Annotated in this window: 14 protein-coding genes, 4 tRNA genes and 3 pseudogenes; 10 read left to right on the forward strand and 11 right to left on the reverse strand. The window is 43.6% G+C overall.

The window, feature by feature from the left end; translation table 11 throughout:
* Window positions 1–32 precede the first annotated feature (32 nt).
* Window positions 33–1468, reverse strand: a pseudogene (locus tag ACOBWA_RS00960) (D-amino acid dehydrogenase).
* The gene (locus tag ACOBWA_RS00965; protein WP_420229950.1) at window positions 1449–2201 is read right to left on the reverse strand and encodes a YgfZ/GcvT domain-containing protein; all 753 of its coding nucleotides are present in this window, start codon (window positions 2199–2201) and stop codon (window positions 1449–1451) included. Before ACOBWA_RS00965 ends, ACOBWA_RS00960 begins: the two are co-directional and overlap by 20 nt.
* Before the next feature lie 295 nt (window positions 2202–2496).
* On the opposite strand from ACOBWA_RS00965, the gene ACOBWA_RS00970 reads away from it, so the two are divergent.
* Together ACOBWA_RS00970 and hemL are read left to right on the forward strand one after the other, a co-directional pair.
* Entirely contained in the window at window positions 2497–2850 is a 354-nt protein-coding gene (locus ACOBWA_RS00970) for a zinc ribbon domain-containing protein YjdM (RefSeq protein WP_057758016.1), read from the forward strand.
* 211 nt (window positions 2851–3061) lie between these two features.
* Window positions 3062–4255: pseudogene (hemL, locus tag ACOBWA_RS00975) on the forward strand (glutamate-1-semialdehyde 2,1-aminomutase).
* 164 nt (window positions 4256–4419) lie between these two features.
* Here hemL and ACOBWA_RS00980 read toward each other — a convergent pair.
* Window positions 4420–4752 carry an Mpo1-like protein gene (locus ACOBWA_RS00980; RefSeq protein ID WP_420230692.1) on the reverse strand — a complete coding sequence of 111 codons (333 nt, stop codon included), beginning with the start codon at window positions 4750–4752 and terminating at the stop codon, window positions 4420–4422.
* A gap of 459 nt (window positions 4753–5211) precedes the next feature.
* On the opposite strand from ACOBWA_RS00980, the gene ppx reads away from it, so the two are divergent.
* The 5 genes from ppx (at window position 5212) to ACOBWA_RS01005 (ending at window position 11205) form a co-directional block, all read left to right on the forward strand.
* Window positions 5212–6777: an exopolyphosphatase gene (ppx, locus tag ACOBWA_RS00985; RefSeq protein ID WP_420229951.1), complete on the forward strand. Its 1566-nt coding sequence runs from the start codon at window positions 5212–5214 to the stop codon at window positions 6775–6777.
* A 177-nt stretch (window positions 6778–6954) separates the two neighbouring features.
* Complete coding sequence (locus ACOBWA_RS00990; protein WP_102078709.1) at window positions 6955–7758, forward strand: acetyl-CoA carboxylase carboxyltransferase subunit alpha; 804 nt, start codon at window positions 6955–6957, stop codon at window positions 7756–7758.
* A gap of 189 nt (window positions 7759–7947) precedes the next feature.
* Window positions 7948–9327, forward strand: coding sequence for a tRNA lysidine(34) synthetase TilS (gene tilS / locus ACOBWA_RS00995; protein ID WP_420229952.1), 1380 nt, complete (start codon window positions 7948–7950; stop codon window positions 9325–9327).
* 403 nt (window positions 9328–9730) lie between these two features.
* Window positions 9731–10516 (forward strand): pyrroline-5-carboxylate reductase, encoded by a 786-nt coding sequence (gene proC, locus ACOBWA_RS01000; protein ID WP_420229953.1) that lies wholly within the window; start codon window positions 9731–9733, stop codon window positions 10514–10516.
* 119 nt (window positions 10517–10635) lie between these two features.
* Window positions 10636–11205, forward strand: coding sequence for a YggT family protein (locus tag ACOBWA_RS01005; protein WP_101205146.1), 570 nt, complete (start codon window positions 10636–10638; stop codon window positions 11203–11205).
* Between the two features lie 103 nt (window positions 11206–11308).
* On the opposite strand, the pseudogene ACOBWA_RS01010 reads toward ACOBWA_RS01005, so the two are convergent.
* Window positions 11309–12102 (reverse strand): annotated as a pseudogene (locus ACOBWA_RS01010) (hydroxymethylpyrimidine/phosphomethylpyrimidine kinase).
* A 352-nt stretch (window positions 12103–12454) separates the two neighbouring features.
* On the opposite strand from ACOBWA_RS01010, the gene ACOBWA_RS01015 reads away from it, so the two are divergent.
* The 3 genes from ACOBWA_RS01015 (at window position 12455) to ACOBWA_RS01025 (ending at window position 13730) form a co-directional block, all read left to right on the forward strand.
* Window positions 12455–12544: transfer RNA gene (locus tag ACOBWA_RS01015), tRNA-Ser, on the forward strand.
* Between the two features lie 181 nt (window positions 12545–12725).
* A tRNA-Arg gene (locus tag ACOBWA_RS01020) sits at window positions 12726–12802 on the forward strand.
* Window positions 12803–13067: 265 nt separating this feature from the next.
* On the forward strand, window positions 13068–13730 hold the full coding sequence (locus tag ACOBWA_RS01025) for an RDD family protein (protein WP_420229954.1): 663 nt from the start codon (window positions 13068–13070) through the stop codon (window positions 13728–13730).
* 96 nt (window positions 13731–13826) lie between these two features.
* Here ACOBWA_RS01025 and ACOBWA_RS01030 read toward each other — a convergent pair whose 3' ends face one another.
* The 7 genes from ACOBWA_RS01030 to ACOBWA_RS01060 all read right to left on the reverse strand — a co-directional run bounded on the left by ACOBWA_RS01030 (window position 13827) and on the right by ACOBWA_RS01060 (window position 18828).
* The gene (locus ACOBWA_RS01030; protein ID WP_420229955.1) at window positions 13827–14852 is read right to left on the reverse strand and encodes a calcium/sodium antiporter; all 1026 of its coding nucleotides are present in this window, start codon (window positions 14850–14852) and stop codon (window positions 13827–13829) included.
* Between the two features lie 188 nt (window positions 14853–15040).
* Entirely contained in the window at window positions 15041–15421 is a 381-nt protein-coding gene (gene panD, locus ACOBWA_RS01035) for an aspartate 1-decarboxylase (protein WP_010196068.1), read from the reverse strand.
* 99 nt (window positions 15422–15520) lie between these two features.
* Window positions 15521–16102, reverse strand: a complete 582-nt coding sequence (gene pth / locus ACOBWA_RS01040; RefSeq protein WP_420229956.1) for an aminoacyl-tRNA hydrolase — start codon at window positions 16100–16102, stop codon at window positions 15521–15523.
* Window positions 16103–16278: 176 nt separating this feature from the next.
* The gene (locus ACOBWA_RS01045; RefSeq protein WP_420229957.1) at window positions 16279–16959 is read right to left on the reverse strand and encodes a 50S ribosomal protein L25/general stress protein Ctc; all 681 of its coding nucleotides are present in this window, start codon (window positions 16957–16959) and stop codon (window positions 16279–16281) included.
* Window positions 16960–17379: 420 nt separating this feature from the next.
* Entirely contained in the window at window positions 17380–18327 is a 948-nt protein-coding gene (locus ACOBWA_RS01050) for a ribose-phosphate pyrophosphokinase (RefSeq protein WP_057758042.1), read from the reverse strand.
* A 109-nt stretch (window positions 18328–18436) separates the two neighbouring features.
* Window positions 18437–18512 (reverse strand) — tRNA-Gln (locus tag ACOBWA_RS01055).
* Window positions 18513–18752: 240 nt separating this feature from the next.
* A tRNA-Gln gene (locus ACOBWA_RS01060) sits at window positions 18753–18828 on the reverse strand.
* Between the last annotated feature and the right edge of the window lie 29 nt (window positions 18829–18857).

Raw genomic sequence — 18857 nt, forward strand, 5'->3', positions numbered from 1 at the left:
TTTTTTACAATCTGAATATATCGCTGATCCGATTAAACGCTCATACCGACGAAATCAAAATTGACATTAGGGGTTTCGCCTTGAATTAATAAACTAAGGGCCTTTGCAGAGCCACAAGAGTGTGTCCACCCTAATGTACCATGTCCCGTATTGAGCCATAAATTATCAAAAGTAGCTGAAGCGTTATGACTACCATGTTTGACTTGACCACAGTGTGCGCGTCCAATTAGGGGCACGTTTGATGGAGTCATCGGGCGCAGTCCTGTCCAATATTGCACCGAGTTTGCGATGATGCCTTTTGGAAATAATTGCTGCACACGCCGAGTGATGGCTTCACAGCGCGTAGCATTTAAGTCTAGGTTATAGCCATTAAATTCAGCTGTACCAGCGACTCGCAATTTGTCACCCAGTCTTGAGGTGACCAGCTTAAATTCATCATCAATCAAACTGACAAAAGGCGCTAAGTGCGGTGCTCGTGGATTAACGGTATAGGTAGCCGAATAACCTTTGCTGGAAATATTGGCGCGTGTATCCCCAAAGGTTTTAGCAGAGGTACGCTATAGCTGCCAAGCGCGACCACATGACTATCAGCCATGAAGGTCTGCGCGTTTTCGTTTTTTGGACGAATAGTAATACTATGTACATGTGGACGAGCAGAGTCGGTATCGGTATTGAGTGCTAAAATCTCGGTATCATATAGAAACTGTACGCCAGCATCGATGCAGCGCTGCGCTAACCGTTGAGTAAATAGGTGCGCATTGCCGGACTCATCACGACTGGTATAGGTCGCCCCAGTGAGCTTATGCGCAACTGGGTAGAGCGCTGGCTCTAAATTGACAGCATTATTAATATCAATCACATGGCGCTCACAACCAAGCGCTTGCATGCGTTCAGTTGGTTCAATAGCCGCATCAAACTCTGCCTGATTGGTATAAAAATGCATAATACCGCGCGTCTGTTGCTCGTAATTAATACCGATATCTGCACGCAGCTGTTGTAAAGTATCTCTTGAATATAGACCTAAGCGCACCATTTGTACTAGATTGGCATCGGCTCTATCGGCGCGGCACTCTTGCAAAAACTGCATGGCCCATTTGAGCTGCGCTTTATCCGCACGCAAGCGATACAGTAGCGGAGCATCTTCCTTAAACAGCCACTTGAGCGCTTTCATCGGGGTCGCAGGATTGGCCCAAGGCGTGGCATGTGAGACAGATATTTGACCGCCATTGGCAAATGACGTCTGCATACCTGCTGCCGGTTCGCGCTCAATCACGGTCACATCATAGCCTGCCTGACGTAGATACCATGCGGTGGTCACGCCCACCACGCCTGCTCCGAGTACCGCAATATGTGTCATAGGATTCTCTATGCTCATGTTAGTCATGACGGTCGCGCTGTATTGAACGACCATCACCTTCGCTACGTCGCTTGCCTGATTCGAGGTGCTTTTATTTTGGGCGTGCGACATCTACTTGTAGTGCAGCTGGTAAGTCCAATATGCTCAAATCGCTTTCTGCCAATTGTTCAGGACGTGCCACGACCAAAGCGGTAAAGCCATCGTCATTTTTCATCGCATTGACCACTTGGATTTTATCAATCTTGTCACCTGCGTTTGGTGTCTCACCGGTGCCTTGTACATAGTGTAAAAATGCTTTGGGTGCAGATTTAAAGTAGATGCGAGCGATGACTTCCTGACCTAAGTAGCAGCCTTTATCATAGTCCATGCCGCCGCGTTGATGTAGACGCAGCTCTTGTGGTTGGAACTCACCTTGAGTCGCGGCCACAATCCAATAATTACCAGTAGCTAGGCTGCATGCCATCCAAGCCTGCGTATCGTCAGTAGTATTATGGTCATCTTTGTGGCTAAAAGATGGCTCATCTGCTAGCACGCAAGGATAGATCGCTGCTGGTGCACTGGTTTTAAATTTAGAAAACGCCCCGTACTTATTAAGATGCGCCTGCAAAGACTCAGCACAGTCGCTACTTATGACCAAATCATAATGTTTCTCTGCTTGTTTTTTGATCCAGATACCGAACTCAATACGACCTTTTAGGTTACCGATGGCGGCTGCCTGATAGCTAAGCCCGAGCTTGGTAACATCACAAGTTAATTGCCCTTGCAAGAATTTTTCGGCGTCTTCGCCTTGGATAGTTAATTGCGAAAACTGCGGTACGGCTGATAAATTTGAAGACTGAGTCATTGTTATTATCCTTCTGAGGAGAGCTTATTTATTAATATAGAGGGTAAATCGAAGTGATAAAAAATTATATGGGCGCTTTTGTCATTGACAGTGTTTGTGCATATAAATTTAAATGAGGCTAAGAAGAGTACCACAAAAACCCTGTCATAAAAAACGTCATCAGTAAGCGATGAGTTAAGTGTTAAATTGGGCATAGCGTTTGATTTTCAAGCTTACAAATTGGTTAAAGATGGTAAGTTACGGTACAATATCAGCTCTACAATTAACCTAATGTACGATGGCTGCCGAGGAAATAATGAGCTTACCAAATTGCCCTAAATGTGATGCTGAATATACGTATGAAGATGGTGCGTTACTGGTATGTCCTATGTGTGCTCATGAATGGACGGCGGCTGAGACTGATGCAGCGCAAGCTGAAGACCAAGACGCAGTTATTCGTGATGCTGTTGGCAATGAGCTACAGGACGGCGATGCGGTGACGGTCATTAAAGACCTAAAAGTCAAAGGCTCTTCAATCGTGATTAAAGTAGGAACGAAAGCGAAAAGTATTCGCCTGTTGCCAGATGCTACTGACGGTCATGATATCGACTGCAAACTTGACGGCTACGGACCAATGAAGCTTAAGTCTTCTGTGGTCAAAAAAGCTTAAATTGTAAAAACTTCTTGAAAGATTCGATAATAAACAAATATAAAGCAGACGTTTAATCACAAAGCATTGTCGTTATAAATGTCGCTATAAGTAGAGAATAATTATGAGTACTAAAAACGAACAGCTCTTTGCACAAGCACGTAAACACATCCCAGGTGGTGTTAACTCACCGGTTCGCGCCTTTGCAGGGGTTGGTGGTACGCCAATCTTTATGCATCGTGCCAATGGCAGCAAAATTTATGATACCGAAGACAATGCCTATATTGATTATGTTGGCTCGTGGGGCCCAATGATTTTGGGTCATGCGCACCCAAAAGTCATCGATGCGGTAAAAAAGCGGCCGATGATGGTTTGAGCTTTGGTACACCAACGCCGTTCTGAAACCACTGTTGCTGACAAGATTTGCGAAATCGTACCAAGCGTTGAAATGATTCGTATGACTAGCTCTGGTACCGAAGCAACCATGAGTGCGATTCGTCTAGCACGTGGTTATACCCAGCGTGACAAAATCGTGAAGTTTGAAGGCTGCTACCATGGGCATTCAGATAGCCTATTAGTAAAAGCAGGTTCCGGCATGCTTGATATCGGCGAACCAACGTCGAAAGGTGTACCTGCTGATTTTGCTAAGCATACGATTACGATTCCTTATAATGATCCGCAAGCGATTAAAGACTGCTTTGAGAAATGGGGTGAGGAGATTGCCTGCGTTATCTTAGAGCCTATCGCTGGCAACATGAATATGGTTATTCCAACACAAGAGTTCCATAATGCGTTGCGCGCAGAATGTACGGCTAATGGCGCGGTATTAATTTTTGATGAAGTGATGACTGGCTTCCGCGTTGGTCTTGGCGGTGCGCAAGCCCATTTCGGTATAGACCCAGACTTGACCTGTTTCGGTAAAATCATCGGTGCAGGTCTACCTGTTGGCGCTTTCGGCGGTAAAAAAGAAGTCATGTCTTGCATCGCGCCACTTGGCGGCGTCTATCAAGCTGGCACGTTATCAGGCAATCCACTAGCGATGCGCGCTGGTATCGCTATGTTTGAGGACTTAACCGCAGAAGGTTTCTACGACGAGTTAGCAGCGAAAGTTGATCGCCTAGTAGACGGTTTCCAAGCAGCAGCTGACAAACATGGTATTCATTTACGTACCAATAAGCTGGGCGGCATGTTTGGTATGTTCTTTGTTAAAGACAGTGCAACCGAAACACCAAAGAACTTCGATGACGTGACAGAGTGCGATATGGACGTATTCAATACTTTCTTCCACGGTATGCTAGATCGCGGTATTTACTTGGCACCGTCAGCTTATGAGGCAGGATTTATGTCTATCAAACATAGTGATGAAGACATTGATGCGTCAATCAAAGCAGCTGATGAGATATTTGCAGAAATGGCGAAAGCATAGTTTAGCCATGTAAGTTATTAGCTAACTAAAAAGTTAAAGCTTAAAAACCAGCAAGGTCATCCCGTGATCTTTGCTGGTTTTTTTTGTTTATCGATATTTTATTTATAATCATATTGGGAATAAGATAGAGTGTGTCATTTAATTTATATGACGACTAAACCTCATCATGCTTTATCAAACTTACGATTTCTCAAGCTTAGATTGCCTCGTAGTACATCGCTATACATACGAAAGTCGCTGACAAAGCTTTTCAATGGAAACTTAAAAGAAGCGGGTTTGTTCTTTTCAAAGAAAAAATGTCCAACCCATGCACAAGCATATCCAGCAGCGATGCCCTTTACCAAAGGCTTAGCTGAGCCAGTTTTGACAGATTTTGCCAGTCCTAATAAGCCAAAGCTACTGCCTGCAAAATGTAGCCGGCGACAGGCCATGTTTTGATGCTCATCTAAGTAAAAATCATAAAATGCTTGTTTGGGCGAAGTTTCAGTTTTTACCATGTCTTTTTTAGCGCTACTGATGGGAGTTTCAGTATTTTGGGTTGCGTCTTTTGTCGTGGTCTGATTCATGTGATTAGCTTCCTTGCTGGTGGGTTTGACAACTACTAATTGCGGATGATTTTCAACCGATTAGTTGGTGACTTTTTAAGTAAATTATACGGATAAAAATTCTGTAAATAACGGTTTTTTATCATAATATTGATAGCTTTCAATGTAGCAAACCGATATGAGTAACACAAGCGCTAGATACTGAGCCGATACCTGTCAGCTTATAGGGTGGTCTTCGATGTTCCCGCTACAGTTTTGCATCGCTTGCGAGTGTTTGGCATAAATGCTTTAATGATAAAATTGTCCTGATTTTTGTGGTTATGACTTTTTCTATACATGTGATTTTATAACTATATAGCACGTGATTTTGGTAAACTATCCACTCTCTCTAACACGGTGACGACTTGTCCTATGCCTATTGACTACCTTACGAATCCGCCAATTGGCGATGATGAAATGATGGCAGCCATCGATATTGGTTCCAACAGTTTCCATTTAGCTATTGCTCGTCTTGACCATGGGGAAGTGCGAAAAGTAGTCTCGATGTCTGAAAAGGTACAGCTCGCCGCTGGTCTGGACGAAAATAATATTCTAAGCGCAGCTGCTGAACAGCGCGGTCTTGATTGTTTAAGCCGCTTTGTAGCGCGCTTAGATTCAGTACCGCCAGAGCGTATTCGTGTGGTGGCGACCAATGCATTGCGTCAAGCCAAAAACGCCAACGACTTTATTTCCCGTGCCAATAAAATCTTGCCAAAACCTATTGAGATTATCGCGGGCCGCGAAGAAGCGCGATTGATTTATTTGGGCGTCTCGCATACCAATGAGAGTAGTGATAAGCGCTTGGTTATGGATATTGGCGGCGGTTCGACAGAGTTTATTATTGGTCAAAATTTCGATCCATTATTGACTGAAAGTTTACAAATGGGCTGTGTTTCTTTTACCCAAAAATTCTTCGCTGATGGCCTGATTACTAAAGAAGCTTTCAATAATGCGATTTCAGGTGCGCGCAAAGAAGTCTTAGCGATTAACGGTCGTTATCAAAAGACAGGCTGGAGTAGCGTGGTTGGCTCAAGCGGTACAATCAAAGCGGTGCGCAATGTTTTAGTGTCAAAAGGTTGGGCCGATGAGCAAGAGCGCATTACTTACAAAGGTGTCAAAAAATTAGAGAAATTGCTGATCAAGATTGGCAATATTGATGATATCGAGTTAGAAGGCGTCAAAGAACATCGTAAAGCTGTATTTCCTGCTGGTGTGGCAGTGCTGCGCGCGGTGATGAAAGTGCTGGGCGTTGAGACCATTACCTACTCAGATGGTGCGTTACGTGAAGGTGTTATGTACGATATGCTCGGGCGCTTTGCTAGTGAAGATGTGCGTGACCGCAGTGTATTGGCATTAATCAAGCGTTATTCAGGAGACAAAAAGCAAGCCAAGCAAGTGGTGAAAACCAGCCGTCATTTATTTGAGCAAGTAAAAGATAAGCTTGCGCTGTCCAATGATGATTGCGACTTGCTCAGACGTGCTGCTTTCTTGCATGAGATAGGACTGGCAATCAGTCACAGTAGTTATCACAAGCATAGCGCGTATTTGCTTGAGTATTCTGATATTCCAGGATTCTCACAAGTCGATCAGAAACGCATGGCGCAGCTGATGCTTAACCATCGCCGCAAGCTCAAAGCCGATATGCTAGAGCAGACTTGTCAGATTGGTGGGGATCAGTTGGTTTACCTTTGCTTACTGTTGCGCCTCGCCGTACTGGCACATCATAGCCGCAGTGATTACGCGCTACCAGAGTTAGAACTAAAGGTAGTCGCTGAAAACAGTTGGCAAATCACCTTAGCGGATAGCAGTGAGCATTATGCGTTCTTGCTCGCAGATTTACGTACGGAGATTGACCAGTTTGCTAAGTGGGGCGTACAGCTTAGTGTGATTGAAGCCCAAGAGGCCGAGACTCCAGAGGTTGAGCAGTTACCATTGTAAGTATTGAGTTAAAGATTAACGTAACAAAAGCGGCGTTGTCGATAATGTCATGCTATTTAAGATGTGCTACTATAGCTCCTATTGAGTTTACAACTGTACTTTCATTATCTGAACACGGATAACGATATTATTCTTAAACATAAATACATTAAGTATAATTATTAAAGGGAAGCGTCTATGAGCACTGTCTGGGATAGTGTGCAGCTTGCACGACACGCCAAGCGTCCATTATTTATGGACTATGTTAATCAGCTTTTTACCGAATTTGACGAGTTGCATGGCGACCGTGCTTTTGCCGATGACAAAGCCATTTTAGGTGGTCTTGCGCGTTTTGATGGTCAGCCTGTGATGGTAATTGGTCAGCATCGTGGTCGTAGCACCCGTGAGCGTATTGCTCATAACTTTGGTATGGCCAATCCTGAAGGCTATCGCAAAGTGATTCGTTTGGTCAAAATGGCCGAGCGCTTTAACATTCCTGTGATGACCTTTGTAGATACTCAAGGTGCTTATCCTGGTATTGGTGCAGAAGAGCGCGGACAGGCGCAAGCGATTGCAGAAAGCATCGCTGTATTTTCTAGCCTTAAAGTGCCTGTGATTGTGACTATCATTGGTGAAGGCGGCTCAGGTGGCGCATTGGCGATTGGTGTCGGTGATAAAGTAAATATGCTACAAAACAGCATTTACTCAGTGATCTCTCCTGAAGGCTGTGCTTCTATCCTATGGAAAACCGCTGAAAAAGCACAAGACGCTAGTGAAGCGCTAAAATTAAACGCCATTAACCTTTATCAAATGGGTTTGATTGACGCTGTCATCGAAGAAGGCGAGGGCGCACATGTGCAGCCACAACCTGTAATGAATGCACTAAAAGCATTGATTACTGAACAACTTGATGAGATTAAAGATTTAGATCCTCAAGAGCGTTGTGAGCTACGTTATGAAAAGCTAAAGTCTTTTAACTCAGAAGTGATGTTGCCTGCCTAATTGGCTAATACTGTACCAACCTAATATTAAACGTCACAAATGCGTGGCTTTTAATATTAGAGTCTGAGTCTTAGTGCTAAAATAAAAACGTGTCATTTAATGGCGCGTTTTTTTTGGCTGTTACTATTACTGTTGCTATGTACAGCACCTAACATAAAGCACCTAACGTAACTAAAAATAAGGCTGAATATGACCAGCAGTGCAATTATCTCACATCCTATTAAATCAATTGCCGATTTGCCAGTTGATAAGACACTAGCAACCGCATTAGTGAGCAGTATGTCTGAGTATAGTGATCAGTTGCATGGTCGTCGTCTTTGGCTGGCATGTAGTGGTGGGCGTGATTCATTGGCACTTGCAGCGCTGTGTGTGCAGCTCTACCGACAAGGTAAATTGCCATGTCTGCCGCAGCTGTTACATGTCGATCATGGGCTACAATCGGATAGTCGGCATTGGGCTAAGCATGTTGCCAACTGGGCGCAAGCGCAGCAGATACCTTGTCGTATTTTACAGGCACAAGTGAATGGACATGATGAGCAGGCCGCTCGGCAAGCACGCTATAATGTTATGCGCGCTCATATCAACCAAGACGATGTATTACTATTAGCGCATCACGCTGATGACCAAGCTGAAACGGTATTAATGCGATTGATTCAAGGAGCAGGAGTCAATGGTCTGTCTGGTATGCAGCCATGGCGAGTGCAAACGCAGGGCGTACAGCGCAATATACTGTGGCGACCTTGGCTCACGATACGACGTGCAAACATTAGTGCCTATGCTAAGCGTTTAGAGTTGCCTTATATAGATGATCCTACTAATGACAGCGGCGACAACGTACGTAGTGGGCTACGCCGCGATATCATGCCAATACTGGCTACATACAATCCTAATGTCATTGATAATATTGCTCGCAGCGCTCAGCTGTTAAGTGATGCACAGGAAACAGTCAATGCTCAAGCTATGCAGGATATGCAGCAGACAGAACATACAGACCTGCAACTTTTACCTGCACAGCGGGTATTAAATATTGATGCGTTGCAAAAGCTACCCATGTATCGTCAGCGGCCATTATTGCACTATTGGCTCGGTCAAGATGAGCCGTTACCACCTGCTAAGCAACTCGTCGATGATGTGCTAACTCTCAGCCAACGTGATGACCAAGATCATCAGACAGAATTATTTTGGCAAGGTCGTAAGGCATCTTATACCATTCGCCGCTATCGTAAGCAGCTCTATCGTATGAGCAGCGGGTGGCTATCTTGGCTAAATGTACCGCTGACCGAGCAGGTGCTGACTTTATCTAATAATTTATTTAGTCATTCAGATAATAATTTAACATCCCTCACCATGCGTAGCAGTGATCGCTATACTTGGCAGTTGCAAGTAAATGCAGATGCGCTGGTACGATTGTTAGAAAATAGTGCGAACGGTGTAGCACAGCAGGTAGGGTTAAAAGTAGTACCGTTAGGTAGAAAGCAGCGGTTACAAACTAAGATGGCTGGGCGCCCACAAGCAGAAAAAAACTGTATCAGACGCTTGGGGTTCCATTATGGCTACGGGAAAGCCTGATGGTAGTCAGCATCACCCTTATAAAAAAATCTGAAGATGGAAGTAATATACAAACTGATATTCCTCTATTACTAGCATCGCCATTTGAGAGTTGGCTTTTGAGTTCTGAGCAGACGGATAGCGATGCTAAAAGCAATCAATTAGTCGAGCACATCAAAAGTGAGCTTAGACTAGAATAGAAAGCGTCAAAATTTTAATATCCGTTGGCTGACTCATTGATTTTTATCAGGTTGATGTCAAGTGTGACATTTTGAATTTATCAAACGGTGGTAGTGGCAGTATGATAAACTGAGTGTCGTTTTACATATCAGTATGTTAAGTTGAATACCTTTGAATTTTGTGACTAGGAGACAAGTATGTCGGTATTAGATAATAAAAAATCAGTTTTATTGGTGGCGGAAACATGGCACAAGCGCTCATTAGCGGGCTTGTGGGTTGCGGCATCAAACCAAATCTCATCACGGTCGCCGATCCTAGCAGCGATGCACGTGAGCAATTAGCTGCCAAAGGTCTAAATACTGTTGATCCAATGGCTGATCCTAAATCTGCTGTAATCGGTGCGGATATTGTGGTACTCGCAGTAAAGCCACAAATGATGAAGGTGGTGGTAAGTGCTTTTGCTGATGTACTAGACACTCAGTTAGTCATTTCAGTAGCAGCAGGTTTGTCGACTGATCTTCTGTCAAATATGCTAGGCGGCTATAGCAATATCGTCCGTGCAATGCCAAACACGCCTTCTATGATTCAGATGGGTGCGACAGGCCTTTATGGTACAGATAACATTTCAGCAGAACAGAAGCAGCTAGCAACGGCCGTTATGGAAGCCTCAGGTTTGGTCATGTGGGTTGATGACGAAGAACATATGCATGCGGTCACAGCCGTATCAGGTTCAGCGCCAGCGTATATGTTTTACTTCATTGAATCGATGGTCGATGGGGCAGTTGCATTAGGGTTAGATAAAGAACAAGCCTCAGCACTTGCTATGCAGACCATGTTAGGTGCTGCAAAAATGGCGATGAATAGTGATGATGCGCCAGCTGAGTTACGCCGTAAAGTGACTTCACCGAACGGTACTACTCAGGCAGCGGTCGAGTCAATGCAAGCAAATGAGATTGGTCGTCAAATCAGCGAGGCCATGCAAGCTTGCTATGATCGTAGCCAAGCGTTAAGTGAAGAGATGAGTAAGTAAACACTGACAAGGTGTGCTGTGAGTCACCACTGACGACACACTTTATGTAATCATCAGCATCTGATAATGACATTTGTCATCCTAGAATCTGTTAATAATGTCACATTGAGTAGCACTTCATGAACAACATGTTATTTCAAATTTTTGATTTGGTCACCACATTCGCTATGATGCTGGTGTTTATTCGTTTTATGTTGCAGTTTGCAGGGATGGATGCGAGCAATCCGATGATTGCACCTGCCTATAAGGCGACGCATATCGTCGATGTGTTCGGGCGTATTTTTCCGACTGTTGCACAGGGACGTATTAGCATTGCTGCTATCGTGTTGATGTTTTTGATTCGTCTAATCGATATCTCTGGAAAGGCAGCATTGACACATAAAGGTATTGCCCCTGTACCGCTATTCTTTACAGGTACGACTAGCTTATTGTTAGACTTTTTACGCATGTGTCGCTATCTAGTGATTGGTTCTATCATCGTTAGCTGGATTGTGGTGTTTACCAGATCTGAGCATCCGATTATTGGCATTATCATTAATTTGGCTGAGCCTATTTTGGCCCCGTTTCGTCGTATCACGCCGAATTTAGGTATGCTCGACTTATCGCCAATGGTTGCTTTCTTAGCATTTTATTTGCTGGAGATATTCATCGGTGGTTTGGCCGCGAGTGTGTTGCCAACCTTGGGTTAAACCTAATTAAATGTAAAAACTGTCATAAAAAAGGCGTTCTATAAAAATATAGAGCGCCTTTTTTATGTCTGCTACTTGGGTAAGCTATAGCTTGTTAGGTATGCTAAAAACGAACAAAGCGATTTGGTATGAGTTGAGCCTGAGTATCATCAGGATGCGGTGCATCAGCTGCCCGCAATGTCTGGGTAATCCAACTATCTGCCGCTTGCACAGCATCGATAAGAGCATCGCCCATTGCCAAGCGTCCAGCGATAAAGCTGGCGAGTGAACATCCTGAGCCATGGAACTCACCATCTAAGCGCGGCAAGGTACTTTTATGGACCATTTCCCCTGTATGTATAAGTACTGCTCAATATCACCACTATCAAAATCATGTGAGGTTTTTACTAATACCGCATGAGCGCCTTGAGCACATAGCTTTTTCGCACCGACATGCAGGTCTTGCTCTCCGCTAAGCGCACGTAGCTCATGAGTATTTGGGGTGACTAAAGTAGCATAGGGCAGCAATTGTCTAAAGGCGCTAACCAGTGTTTTCTCATCGCCCAAGCTGCCACCGCTATTTGCGACTAGTACAGGGTCTAAGACAAATGGCGTATCATTATCGATAACTTGATCAGCAAATAGTTCGGTCAACATTGCGATATTATCAGTGGTACCGAGCATACCTGATTTAATAGCACTAACAGGCAAGTCATCAAGAACCGCAGTAGCTTGAGCTTTTACCAATGATGCCGCACAAGCCTCAAAGCCAAATACCTGCTGCGAGCTTTGGATGGTGACCGCCGTACACGCGATAGCTGCATGTGCCCCTGACTGTCCAATGGCCTCGATATCCGCTTGTAATCCAGCACCGCCTGAGGGATCTAATCCTGAAAAACACAGTACGACAGGTCGCATAACAGCTCCTTTTGAGATATTTTGAAAGTAAGTGACAAATACTATAGCCACCTACTACTAAAAAATCTATCATAGTCTTATGCTTGTGGATAAGGTGTAAGACGGTAGAGTGAGTAGTCCTAATATTATTGAGCAGTTTAGTTGTTATATTTAGCAATAATATGCCGCAATTTTCCGTATAAAAATGCAAGATGAGTACTTATATCTATAATTTTGATAAAAGCCGCATTAAATCTGTAGACAACGCTTGCAATTCGTTTTGGCTTTGTTATAATACTCGCCCACGACATGAGACGTATTGTTAGCATCAATACTATGTTTATAGAAATTTTATAAATGTCTTGAATCGTTAGGTGAAGTGGGTGAGTGGCTGAAACCAGTTCCCTGCTAAGGAACCATACGTGTAAGCGTATCGAGGGTTCGAATCCCTCCTTCACCGCCATTTATTCAGTTGTTATTAGAGTAATAACGCAATATACTGCGTTAAACATTTTAATAATTAATTCAAAAAATAATTTGTTTTAATTAAAAAAGATGTTGACACAAGCGATATTATCTATATAATGACCAACCTAATTTACTGCAAAAGATATTATCTGCGCAGTGGATAAAGTGCAAAATACGCGCCTGTAGCTCAGTTGGATAGAGCACTTGGCTACGAACTAAGGGGTCGGGAGTTCGAATCTCTCCAGGCGCACCATTTGCATAATAGCTTAATTTAAGCTAAAAAATATTAAAATAATCGCCTGTCTTATGACAATTGGCGGTTTTTTTATGTCTGTAACTTTTACCCTTCTACTTATTTATTCTACGATCATCTCTTATATGTAGCATGATTGGATAGCCAACTAATAATATTAGAGAGCCATCTACGATGTTAGATAGTCATCTAGGATAATGTACGATAGCCCCACCATTTACGGTACAATAGCGTTACTATTCACTGCTTGCTATGAGCTTGTACCATGTCAAAAAGTCCATCTAAACGTCCGTCAAAAACGACTCGCAAATCAAAGCCTCAACTGAGTGCGCCTGTACAGCAAGATCCTAACGAAGAGCCAACTATCGCTAAGCCTATGATTCGTGTCGTGGCGATTCTCTATGATGGTATGCTGATTTTGGCGCTGTTATTTTTGGTAGGGACGATACTAACCGTGGTTGGTACGCTATTGACTATGGAGACTGGTACTGAGTCATCACAAGCTCAGTCACTGCCGCTCTGGTATCAGAACGCCATTATGACGCCATCGTTTGTACTAACACTTGTGGCATTCTACGGAATATTTTGGCGCCGTGGTGGTCAGACATTAGGTATGCAGACGTGGCGATTAAAAACGATTAATGATGCAGGCCAATGGCTAACGTGGGGTCAGTCGTTTAAGCGTATTTTGGCCGCTTGTTTGATGCCGTTGATTTTCGGCATTATTGGCAGTCTTATTGATGGGTCACGCGCAGCCTTATTGGCCAGCGCGTTTCTTGGTTTGGTATTCAACTATGTGTTCTGTCTGTTCAACCCTCGCGGTCTGGCGGTACAAGATATGCTGTCCAACACCATCACCCTAAAAATGCCAAAAGTGGCACATGAAGGGCTATGGCGCGGTTTTAAAAATCGTAAGAAAAAATCTTAATCTGATTTTATTGACGTAACAATTTTATTAACCTAGTAACTCTTATCGACGTGATAATTTAGTTGTAGCACTGCTCAGCTGGTTTAGCCTAAACAGTTACATACTAACGCTTTGAATCAGCCATGCGGTGTAGCCCATAAAGAACAGCACCAACATAGCACCTGACGTACGACCGAATTGGCGCTTTGTTTTAAAGGCAAATACGCACAGTGTCACTAGCAATATCGTCAAGACTCCCATTGCCATCACATCACGCGACAGAATCACTGGATCAGCAGCGATAGGAGCAATGACCGTTGCCAAGCCGACAACTGCCAAAGTATTAAAGATATTAGAGCCGATGATATTGCCGAGCGCCATATCATGTTCGCCTTTACGGGCGGCTGACAGGCTCGATACCAGTTCAGGTAATGAGGTCCCAACTGCGACAATTGTTAGACCAATGATAAGCTCACTGAGCCCCCATAGTGTTGCCAACTCGACAGCACCCCAAACGATAGCACGTGAGCTAGCTACGAGCATCAGCATACCGATAATTAAACTCACAAGACCACGCGTTACGCTTGGTTCTAGCTTTTCTAAGCTCTCTGAGCTATCTAAGTGCTCTAAGTTGTTTGAATGCTCTGAGTCAGCATTAGCCACGACCATATCGTCTTCGTGCTCATGATAGCCTTCGCGTATACTCATTATGATCTGTAGTCCTAAAACGGCGACCAACAAAATCAACAATACGATACCATCAGCTTGGCTCAATATCCCATCACGTAGCTGCCAAGCGGCGATGACAGTAATCAGTAGCAGCAAGGGCAAGTCGCGCTTTACGATGCCTCTACGGATGATAATAGGGCTAATCAATACGGTTGCACCGAGTACCAATGCGATGTTGATGATATTCGAGCCATAAGCGTTACCTAGAGCCAGCTCAGGGCTGCCTTCTATCGCTGCTAGTACTGATACCACCATCTCAGGCGCTGACGTGCCTATACCCAATATTAAGACACCAATTAAGAAGCTAGGCACACTAAACTTCTTTGCTAGTGCTGTCGCCCCATCAATAAAGACATCGGCACTCCAAACTAAAATTGCTAACCCAATCAGTATTGCAAGCGCGGCCAACCACATCAGTATGTTTCCTTATATATGATGAAAAATGTGAATTTGATAAATAAAAGTGGCATAAAAAAAGCCGAATCTTGATTTAGATTCAGCTTTCCCTTTAGCATCGAGATTTTTAGTAATAATAGCAGCTAATTCAAAGATGTAACTTTGTTTTTATCTTAAATTTACCAAAACCTCACCATCCTGTCATATTAAGCAACTTGTACAGGAATGATATTTGCAGTGTCTTTTACTGTGTTGTCTTCGTTGCAATAGACCAGTTTTGGCTGATACGTTGACGCTTCAACTTCATCAAAATGCGCGTAAGCACAAATGATAACGATATCGCCCAAATCTGCCATATGAGCCGCAGCACCATTTAATGAGATAATACCAGAGCCCGCCTCAGCACGGATAGCATAGGTGCGAAAGCGCTTGCCATTGGTCACATTATAGATATCGATAGATTCGTTTTCACGTAGACCAGCTAGGTCTAGTAGATCACCATCGATACCGCATGAGCCTTCATAGTGAAGCTCAGCATGGGTAACGCGAGCACGGTGTAATTTGCATTTAAGCATATTAAGTAGCATAGGTTGCTTCCTTAGCGTAACTGATATTAAATAACTAAATCAAAAGGTTAATGGGGACAAACCTACCAAAATAAAAGGCTATTACATAGAGGTAATATTTTATTCTGGTAATTTAAAGCCATTAATTTGTGAACGTGCTTTTTCGACCTCTCCATCTAGCAATAAGGGGAGCGCTTCAAATGCCGCCGTCAATGCGCTGTCAATGGCGATTTGCTCATCGGAAGACGCTTTTGAGAGGACATGTCCACTGACTTTGGATTTGTGACCAGGATGACCGATACCCACACGCAGACGATGAAAGTCATTACCGATATGCGGCGTGATATCACGTAGACCGTTGTGACCACCATGTCCACCGTCTGTTTTGAGTTTGATACTACCAGCTGGAATATCGAGCTCATCATGAGCAATCAACAATTCATCATTTTTGATGCCATAGAAATTTACCATAGGCACCACTGACTGACCAGATTTATTCATAAACGTCAGCGGCATAAGTAAACGCACATCAGATCCATGAATCTGCCCACGCCCTGTCACTCCATGAAATTTCTTATCAGGGGAGAGCGTGATATTAAACTGCTGAGCCAAATGATGGACAAACCAAAATCCTGCATTATGACGCGTAAACATATACTGCTGACCAGGATTACCAAGACCGACAATAAGCTTTATGGCCATAAAAACACCCTGCTTGAATTTGATAAATAGGGGTAAGGATTGAAGTACTGATAGACAGTTTATTTTCAAACCTTACTTACAAAAACAGCAGGAGATTTTAATCACCTGCTGTCTTATTGACTAAACGAATGTATCACTAACCAGCACAAAATAATGCACTAGTTAGAAATAGTATATTACTCGCTGTCTTTGTTTTCGTCAGTACCGTCGTTTTGCTCAGTTGCTGGTACTTCATCAGCATCAACGTCAGCATCAGCATCAACTTCTTCTACTGTTGGTGGCTGCATGTTAACGATAGTACGGTCATGACCGTCTTCTAGCTCAAGCTCATGGATAACAACGCCTTCAGGAAGTTTGATGTCTGATAGACGGAACAAATCACCGATTTCCATGCCAGACACATCTACTTCTAGGTATTCAGGAAGTTGTGATGGTAAGCAGATAACTTCGATATCAGATACTAGAGTAGATAGTACACCAGCAGCAGCAGTACCAGGCGCATCTTCACGACCAGTGAAATGAACAGGAACGTTCATGTGAATTTTCTGACCTTTTACAATGCGCTGGAAATCAGCATGCATTGGGAAGCCTTTAGCAGGATGGCGCTGCAAGTCTTTGATAACTGCTTGATGCTCTTCACCGTCAACGTTGATAGTCAAGATGTGTGAGAAAAACGCTTCGAATTCTAGTGATTTTACTAGTTCGTTAAGCTTGATAGAGATAGCTGTTGGCTGCTCACCACCACCATAGATGATAGCAGGAACTAGGTTCTGCTTACGTAGGCGGCGGCTCGCACCTTTACCTTGTAGTTCAGCAGCACGATCAACGGCGTTTAGTTCAAAATGATTAATGCTCATGGATATAATCCTATAAAAAAATGATGAAGTGTCTGGTCATAAAAAAGTGGATTTGCGACCAATCCACTAATACGTGATGATAGCTAAAATTATCGTTACGAATAAAACTCGTAATGTCTAAGCTTAGCCATTTGCTTATAGCAGTGCTCGCTATGATAATTACCATAACGATGGTTGCTGTTAAGCATGATCAGCACTTTTGATAGTGCCAGCCTAATAAAAACAACGAAAAGGTCAGCACAGGCGCGCATTATACGTGATTCTGTAGCAATAATAAAGACCTACGCAAAACGCCTACACAAAACAAAGCGCCAAGTAAGGATACTTGACGCTCTATTTTTTAACTATTCAAGATGTCTTACTACAGTCATTGCTATTCGAAATTACTGCAATAGCTGTTGAAAAGGCAGTTGTATCAACTTAGGCATCAAACATCGCGCTAATAGATTCTTCGTTATTGATACGGCGTAAGCTTTCAGCCAGCATCGGTGCAATACTTACCTGACGGATTTTGCTACAGGCTTTGGCTTCAGCAGATAGTGGAATTGTATCGGTCACAACCACTTCATCCAATGCAGATTCGCTGATGTTTTTAAGTGCGTTGCCTGATAGGACAGGGTGCGTGATGTAAGCTAAGACGCGACGGGCACCATTTTCTTTCAATGCTTCGGCAGCTTTACACAATGTACCTGCAGTATCGACCATATCATCAACGATAACGCAATCACGGTCACGAACATCACCGATGATATGCATTACTTGTGACTCATTGGCACGAGCACGGCGCTTGTCAATAATTGCCATATCGGTATCGCCTAACTGCTTAGCCATCGCACGTGCACGAACCACGCCGCCTACATCAGGTGAAACAACCATGATATTGTCATAGTCTTGCTTTTGTAGGTCGTTTAGTAATACAGGTGTGCCGTAGATGTTGTCTACAGGAATATCAAAGAAACCCTGAATCTGATCTGAGTGCAAATCAACAGTCATTACGCGATCGATACTAACGATGTTCAGCATGTCAGCGACCACTTTAGCCGAGATAGGTACACGAGCTGAGCGTGGACGACGATCCTGACGAGCATAACCAAAATAAGGCATGACAGCTGTGATACGGCCAGCACTAGAGCGACGCAAGGCGTCAGCCATCATCATGATTTCCATCAAGTTGTCGTTGGTCGGTGCACAAGTAGGCTGCATGATAAACACATCTTTACCACGTACGTGTTCTTTGATTTCCACGGCAATTTCGCCATCAGAAAAACGCGTGATGTCAGCTTTACCAAGAGGTATGTGAAGATGATCGGCTACGGTTTTTGCTAATTCTGGGTGGGCATTACCCGTAAAAATCGCCAAATAAGGCATGACAGAAGTCCTATTGATTGACTCAAGCAGCGACCGCTAAGCAGTGTCAAACTGCTCAAATTAAGAAAAGAGTGGTGAAGGTGTTGAAGTATACTATTACAGTAAAAAATGGCAGGGGTAGCTGGACTCGAACCAACGGATGTCAGGATCAAAACCTGATGCCTTACCAACTTGGCTATACCCCTGTAATGTCTAGGCTATGAACAACCGATATATAATAGCGACTAAGTAGTCGTTCTTAATATGGTGTCATGACCTGTCAGTTATCTAAAAAACGGATAAACCGTTTAAAACATAACTTTTCCCTAGCGGTGTCCATTGCGAACTATACCGAAACTGGGATAACGTTGTCAATGACAATAAGATAAGTGGCTGTCTATAAACCGCTTATACTCGATGTATCTCTAACGCTTCGTACTAAAAAATGGCAGGGGTAGCTGGACTCGAACCAACGGATGTCAGGATCAAAACCTGATGCCTTACCAACTTGGCTATACCCCTATTGTGGCGACCTATTATAAGTAAATTTT

This window comes from Psychrobacter sp. ER1 (genome assembly GCF_048631835.1).
GTDB lineage: Bacteria > Pseudomonadota > Gammaproteobacteria > Pseudomonadales > Moraxellaceae > Psychrobacter.

Coding starts and splice junctions, on each gene's coding strand:
- ACOBWA_RS00965 (WP_420229950.1), bottom strand. CDS start 2,201: ATGACTCAGTCTTCAAATTTATCAGCCGTACCGCAGTTTTCGCAATTA.
- ACOBWA_RS00970 (WP_057758016.1), top strand. CDS start 2,497: ATGAGCTTACCAAATTGCCCTAAATGTGATGCTGAATATACGTATGAA.
- ACOBWA_RS00980 (WP_420230692.1), bottom strand. CDS start 4,752: ATGGTAAAAACTGAAACTTCGCCCAAACAAGCATTTTATGATTTTTAC.
- ppx (WP_420229951.1), top strand. CDS start 5,212: ATGCCTATTGACTACCTTACGAATCCGCCAATTGGCGATGATGAAATG.
- ACOBWA_RS00990 (WP_102078709.1), top strand. CDS start 6,955: ATGAGCACTGTCTGGGATAGTGTGCAGCTTGCACGACACGCCAAGCGT.
- tilS (WP_420229952.1), top strand. CDS start 7,948: ATGACCAGCAGTGCAATTATCTCACATCCTATTAAATCAATTGCCGAT.
- proC (WP_420229953.1), top strand. CDS start 9,731: ATGGCACAAGCGCTCATTAGCGGGCTTGTGGGTTGCGGCATCAAACCA.
- ACOBWA_RS01005 (WP_101205146.1), top strand. CDS start 10,636: ATGAACAACATGTTATTTCAAATTTTTGATTTGGTCACCACATTCGCT.
- ACOBWA_RS01025 (WP_420229954.1), top strand. CDS start 13,068: ATGTCAAAAAGTCCATCTAAACGTCCGTCAAAAACGACTCGCAAATCA.
- ACOBWA_RS01030 (WP_420229955.1), bottom strand. CDS start 14,852: ATGTGGTTGGCCGCGCTTGCAATACTGATTGGGTTAGCAATTTTAGTT.
- panD (WP_010196068.1), bottom strand. CDS start 15,421: ATGCTACTTAATATGCTTAAATGCAAATTACACCGTGCTCGCGTTACC.
- pth (WP_420229956.1), bottom strand. CDS start 16,102: ATGGCCATAAAGCTTATTGTCGGTCTTGGTAATCCTGGTCAGCAGTAT.
- ACOBWA_RS01045 (WP_420229957.1), bottom strand. CDS start 16,959: ATGAGCATTAATCATTTTGAACTAAACGCCGTTGATCGTGCTGCTGAA.
- ACOBWA_RS01050 (WP_057758042.1), bottom strand. CDS start 18,327: ATGCCTTATTTGGCGATTTTTACGGGTAATGCCCACCCAGAATTAGCA.